5 protein-coding genes are annotated in these 6501 nt (G+C 64.1%); all 5 read left to right on the top strand.

The window, feature by feature from the left end; translation table 11 throughout:
* Nucleotides 1-20 precede the first annotated feature (20 nt).
* The 5 genes from H2052_RS17895 (at nucleotide 21) to H2052_RS17740 (ending at nucleotide 6456) form a co-directional block, all read left to right on the top strand.
* Nucleotides 21-134, top strand: a complete 114-nt coding sequence (locus H2052_RS17895; protein WP_366484643.1) for a hypothetical protein — start codon at nucleotides 21-23, stop codon at nucleotides 132-134.
* A 45-nt stretch (nucleotides 135-179) separates the two neighbouring features.
* A complete protein-coding gene (locus tag H2052_RS17725; RefSeq protein WP_293784923.1) occupies nucleotides 180-2546 on the top strand; it encodes a TonB-dependent receptor in 2367 nt (788 codons plus the stop codon).
* A gap of 63 nt (nucleotides 2547-2609) precedes the next feature.
* Nucleotides 2610-4322 (top strand): amidohydrolase, encoded by a 1713-nt coding sequence (locus H2052_RS17730; RefSeq protein ID WP_293784926.1) that lies wholly within the window; start codon nucleotides 2610-2612, stop codon nucleotides 4320-4322.
* Nucleotides 4323-4348: 26 nt separating this feature from the next.
* On the top strand, nucleotides 4349-6058 hold the full coding sequence (locus H2052_RS17735) for an amidohydrolase (RefSeq protein ID WP_293784928.1): 1710 nt from the start codon (nucleotides 4349-4351) through the stop codon (nucleotides 6056-6058).
* Complete coding sequence (locus tag H2052_RS17740; protein ID WP_293784931.1) at nucleotides 6055-6456, top strand: MBL fold metallo-hydrolase; 402 nt, start codon at nucleotides 6055-6057, stop codon at nucleotides 6454-6456. Before H2052_RS17735 ends, H2052_RS17740 begins: the two co-directional genes overlap by 4 nt.
* Nucleotides 6457-6501 lie beyond the last annotated feature (45 nt).

Below are 6501 nucleotides of genomic sequence, written 5' to 3' on the forward strand. Positions count from 1 at the left end.
CCTACACGCTCGCCCACCGCATCAAGACCATGGTCGGCATCAGCGTGAAGATCGACGTTCAGCCTGCGGGGTCGCTCCCGCGGTCACAGGGAAAGGCGAGCAGAGTCATAGACAAGAGAACACTGAGTTCCTGAGCAATGTGTAATTCGTCATCCAGCACAACACAGAAGGGGGTAATGATGAAAAGAGAAACGATCCGCACTCTGGCGAAATCATCCGTCGCGATCGCGGCGCTGATGCTGCCGGCCGCCGCGTTCGCGCAGAGCGGCGAACAGGCCGCGACCGACAATACGGAGGTCGTCGGCGGTTTCGAAGACATCGTCGTCACCGCGACGCGCCAGTCGCAGGCGATCAGCAAGGTGCCGCTCAGCGTCAGCGCCTTCACGCAGGAAACGCTCGATAGCCGCGGCGTGCGTGAATTCGCCGACGTGATCCGGCAGACGCCGGGCATCGTTTTCGAAGCGACCAACACGACGACGAACATTTCGATCCGCGGCATCAATTCGACCGCAGGCGCGGCGACCACCGGCGTCTATATCGACGACACGCCCATTCAGATCCGCTCGCTCGGCTACAGCGGCGGCAACGCCTATCCGGTGATCTTCGACCTGGAACGCGTCGAGGTTCTGCGCGGTCCGCAGGGCACGCTGTTCGGCGCGGGTTCGCAGGGCGGCACGATCCGCTTCATCTCGCCGCAGCCGAGCCTGACGCGCTCTTCCGGATATGTGCGGGCGGAAGCCGCGCTCACCGAAAACGGCGGCCCCAGCTATGAAGCGGGCGTCGCCTACGGCGTGCCGCTCGTGGAGGACAAGCTCGGGATGCGCGTGAGCGGCTATTACCGCCGCGACGGCGGCTTCATCGACCGTGTCCGCTTCGAAGACAAGGGCGTGGTCGACGACGACGCGAACTACCAGAATTCCTATGTCGGCCGCGTTGCCTTCACGTGGGCGCCGGTGCCGGAACTCCGCATCACGCCGTCGATCACCTATCAGAAGATCTATACCAACGACAGCCCGGAGTCGTGGGACAATGTCCGCGCCGATTTCACCGTGCCGGACGCGCCCTTCTCCGACTATGACAACGGCGTGTTCCTGAGCGGCAACCGCGTGCAGGAATCGGGCCGCGACCGCTTCTATCTGCCGACGCTGAACGTGCAGTATTCGTTCGGGGGTGTCGATCTCACCGCGATCGGATCGTATTTCGATCGCAAGCAGACCTTCCGTTCGGATTACACGCTATTCGACCAGAGCCTGTTCACGGGCATCACGCTGCCGATCTTCCCCGATCAGGAAGGCTTCAGCGATTTCGTGAACACGCAGAAGATCACCACCGGTGAAATTCGCCTGCAGTCCGCGAACACGGATTCGGCGCTCACCTGGGTGGTCGGCGGCTTCTACCAGAAGGCGAAGCAGCTATCGATCCAGCAGGTGGAGGATCGCTTCCTGTTCGACTACGCGCCGTTCCTGATTCCGTTCTTCCCGCCGCTCGTCGATGGTCGTCTCATCTACGATCAGTCGACGACTTCGAAGGATACGCAGATCGCGGCGTTCGGTCAGGTGAACTTCAAGCCGATGGATCAGCTGACGCTGACCGTGGGCCTGCGCTATGGCCAGACCAAGTTCAACATCAATTCGTTCGCGCAGGGCCCCGTCGTCGGGCCGCCGGTGACCGACATCGGCACGCAGAAGGAAAAGCCGTTCACGCCCAAGTTCGGCATCGAATTCCAGGTCGATCCGGCAAACATGATCTACGCCTCCGCATCGAAGGGCTTCCGTCCCGGCGGCTACAACCCGCAGGTCGGCGTGCCGTGCCAGGCGAGCGATCTCGATCCGCTCGGCTATCCGGACGGACGCCCGGAGACGTACAAGTCGGACTCGGTGTGGAGCTACGAGGCGGGCGTGAAGAGCCGCACGCTCGGCGGGCGTCTCAGCGTGCAGGGCAGCGTCTACCAGATTGACTGGAAGAACATCCAGCAGGTCGTCGGGCTTGGCGGCTGCGGGTTCCAGTTCACGGCAAACCTGGGCTCTGCTCGCAGCCGCGGCTTCGACCTGCAGCTCGATTACCGCGTGACGGACGACTTCACGCTGCAGGCGGAAGTCGGCTACACCAACGCCAAGTTCCTCGACACGTTCTTTGGCGGTCCGCTCGCCGTCGTGCCGCTGGTGACGGAGGGCAACCACGTCACCACGCCGCCGTGGACGGTTTCGGTGCACGCGCAGCACGAGTTCTCGTTGCGTGAGGAAGACGATGCGTATGTGCGCGCCGACTTCGATTACCGCGCGCACCAGACGAGCCTGACGCCGGGCCTCGATCCGCGCAACGGTGGTGTCGATCCGACGCTCAGCAACGCACCGGCGATCCGGGCGCTGTCGCTGCGCGCGGGTTACCGCATGAACGGCATCGACCTGTCGATGTTCGCGAACAACGTGCTCGATCAGGCCGTGTGGTCCGGCCGCCGGGCACGCGACAACAACAACGCGACGATCTATCGTTCGAACATCGTGCGGCCGCGTACGTTCGGCGTGACCGCAGCGTATCGGTTCTAGGGAAGCGAAGGGCCGCAGTTGCAGACGCAGCTGCGGCCTTTTCGAATAGGGTTGGGGAGAGCGATGATTTCGATAAACAAGCGGCGTACGGGAATTGTGATTGCAGCCTGCCTTGCCGGTCTTGCGTCGCCGGCATTCGCGGCATCGCCCGCCACGATCTACTACAACGGACAGGTCTACACGCCGGGCGGATGGCAGACGGCGTTTGCTGTGCGCGACGGCCGCATCGTCGCCGTGGGCAGCGATGCGGACATCCGCAAGACGGTAGGCGCGGCGCGCACCGTCGATCTCGGCAAGCGCACGGTGCTCCCCGGTCTCTTCGACATGCACGTGCACCCGACGCTTGATGCGCGGGGCTACACCGGCAGCTGCAAGCTCCCGCAGGAAGCCGGTGCGAAACAGATTCAGGACAGCCTCGCCGCCTGCGTGAAAACGAAAGCGCCGGGCGAATGGTTGACGGGCGGCCAGTGGCAGGCGTCCAGCATCACCGATGGTCCGATGAATGCCCAGACGCTCGATGCCGTGTCTCCGAACAATCCCGTCACGCTCGTCGATATCAGCGGACACTCGATCTGGGCGAATTCGAAGGCGCTCGCTGTCGCGGGCATCATGAAGGATACGCCCAATCCTGAAGGCGGCATTATCGAGCGCGATGCGAACGGGAACCCCACGGGTCTTCTTCGAGAGTCGGCGAGCGAACTGGTGACGCGGCACATACCGCCGCAACCGATCGCGGAAACGAAGCGCCTGCTCGGGAAGAGCCTCGATCATCTGCTGTCTTACGGGATCACCGGTTTCGTCGAGGCTGTCGCCATGCGCGAGGACCTGGAGATCTATGCCGATCTCGCCGACAAGGGCGCGCTGAAGCAGCATGTGCAGGCGTGCATCGCGACCAGCATGGCCGGGCACGCGAATTCCGAGCTCGATGCGACCATCGCCGACATTCCGAAATACACGCGCGCGCGCTTCAAGCCGACGTGTGTGAAGGTGTTCGCGGACGGCGTGCCGACCGACAGCCACACGGGCGCGATGCTGGAAGCCTATCAGGCGGGCCAGCCCAATGCGCCCGCGAAGGGGCTCCTGTTGTTCGACCCCGAAACGCTCAACCCGCAGATGGCGAAGTGGGACAAGCTCGGCCTCACGGTGCTGTTCCATGCCGCCGGAGACTGGGCGGTGCGCGCGTCACTCGATGCCGTCGCTTATGCGCGCGGGCAGAACGGCAATGGCGGCCCGATGCATCAGGTCGGGCATCTTACCTTTGTCGATCCGGCGGACCTGCCGCGCGCGAAGGCGCTGAACGCCGCGTTCGAATATTCGCCGTATCTGTGGGACCCGCAGCCGATCAGCGACGACATCACCAAGGCGGTCGGGGAACCCCGCATCTCGCGTGTGTGGCCGATCAAGGACGGCTTCGATGCCGGCGCGCTGGTTATCGCGGGGTCCGATTGGATCGTCGTGCCCGCGCCCGATCCCTGGCTCGGTATCGAGACGGCGATCACGCGGCAAAGCCCGGGCGGCAGCGCGCGGACGTTCGGTGCCGGGCAGGCGATCACGCTCGATCAGGCGATCCGCATGTTCACGATCAATGCCGCGACGCGCCTTGGCCTCGACAAGGAACTCGGCACGATCGAGGCGGGCAAGCGCGCCGACTTCATCGTGATCGACAAGAACCCGTTCCGCATCCCGGCGACGGAGATTCACACGATCAAGGTGCAAAAAACCTACATCGACGGCGAGGCCGTGTTCGAGCGCACGGCAGCGGCCGGAGCAGAATAGCAGGCGGTCTTTTCAGGGAGAGAGGCATGGTTCGAGGGTCGGTGAAGGTTCGGCGGGCGTTGCTCGCAGCCGGTGTAGCCATGCTTGCCACCGCCGCCCACGCGGCCTCGCCGTCAACGATCTACCGGAACGCGCAGGTCTACACGCCCTCGGGGTGGAAAAACGCCTTCGCGGTGAAGGACGGGCGCATCGTCGCGGTGGGGAATGACGAGGAGGTTCGCAAGGCCGCGAAAGGTGCGCGCGAGGTCGATCTCGGCAGCCGCACCGTGCTCCCGGGCCTCTACGACATGCACGTGCATCCCGTGCTGCAGGCGAAAGGCGGCGAAGGACGCTGCAGCATTTCGCCCGATCTCCCCGCCGCCGAACTCCTCGCCGGGGTCGGCGCCTGTGCGAAGGCCGCCGCCCGGGACGAATGGGTTGCGGGCGGCCAGTGGCAGGCCTCCGTGCTCGCCGGCACGCCGATCACTGCCGCGACGCTCGACGCGGTTTCGCCCGACAATCCCGTGCTGCTGTTCGATGTGAGCGGCCACAGCCTGTGGGTGAATTCGAAGGCGCTGGCCATCGCAGGCATCACGAAGGACACGCCGAACCCTGAGGGCGGCATTATCGAGCGCGACGCTGCGGGGCTGCCGACGGGCGTGCTGCGCGAGACGGCCCGCAATCTCGTGCTGCGTCACCTCCCGCCGCAGCCTGCCGAAAGGACGCAGGCGGAGCTGAAAAAGAATCTCGATTACCTGCTCTCCTTCGGGATCACCGGCTATGTCGAGGCGATGGCGTTTCGCGACGATCTCGAAGCCTATGCCGCGCTCGCCGACAAGGGCGAGTTGAAACAGCATGTGCAGGCGTGCATCGCCTACAGCCACGCCGGGCATCCGAATCCCGATCTGGACGCAACGATCGCCGCGATTCCCGAATACACGCGCGAGCGCTTCAAGCCGACGTGCATCAAGGTCTTCGCGGACGGTGTGCCGACCGAGAGCCACACCGGCGCGATGCTCGAAGATTACGAGGCGGGGCAGCCGAATGCACCTGCGCGCGGGCTCTTGTTGTTCGACCCCGCGAAGCTGCATCCGCTGATGGCGAAATGGGACAAGCTCGGGCTCAACGTGCTGTTCCACGCGGCGGGCGACGCCGCCGTGCGCGCGTCTTTCGATGCGATCGCCTTTGCGCGCGAACAGAACGGCAATGGCGGCCCGATCCATCAGGTCGGACATTCGACGTTCGTCGATCCGGCGGACTTGCCCCGCCCGAAGGCGCTGAACGCCGCGATCGAATATTCGCCCTATCTGTGGGATCCGCAGCCGATCAACGACGACATCACCACGGCGGTCGGCGCGCGACGTATTGAACGCGTCTGGCCGATCAAGGATGGTTTCGAAGCGGGCGCGCTCGTGATCGCCGGGTCGGACTGGGCAGTGATTCCCGCGCCCGACCCCTGGATCGGCATCGAGACGGCGATCACGCGGCAGAATCCGGGCGGCAGCGCGCGGACGTTCGGCGCGGGGCAGGCGATCACGCTGGAACAGGCGATCCGCATGTTCACGATCAACGCCGCAACGCGCCTTGGGCTCGACAAGGAACTCGGCACGATCGAGGCGGGCAAGCGCGCCGACTTCATCGTGATCGACAAGAACCCGTTCCGAATTCCAGCCACCGATATCCACACGATCAAGGTGCAAAAAACCTACATCGACGGTGAAGTCGTGTTCGATCGCGCCAACGCAGGCGCCCGATGAAAGCGGCGTTCGCCTTCGCGCTGTTTGCGGCGCTTGCCGCGTCGCCTGCACAGGCTGATCGTGTCAAGACGGTCTCGGTCTACAAGGGCGATTTCGCCACGGTGAATTCGTTCGTGTTTTCGAACGGCACGTCGCTCGTGGTGATGGACGTGCAGCGCAAGGCGAACGAGGCGCGAAAGCTCGCCGCTATGATCAAGGCGATGAAGCTGCCGCTGACGCATATCCTCATCAGCCATGGCCATACCGATCATTTCACTGGCATGGCGGTGTTTCGCGAAGAATTCCCGGACGCGAAGATCGTCGTCGCCAATGAGGACATCAAGGCGGACATCAAGCGCTACGCGATCTACATGGTGTCCGTCGTCAGAACATTTGGCGCAACTCGCGGCGTAAATTAGCGGAGTGCGGGCCTCGTCTGGGGGTTGATGTTAGGCGGCGAGCTT

It is taken from the genome of Sphingosinicella sp. (assembly GCF_013911755.1).
Taxonomy (GTDB): domain Bacteria; phylum Pseudomonadota; class Alphaproteobacteria; order Sphingomonadales; family Sphingomonadaceae; genus Sphingosinicella.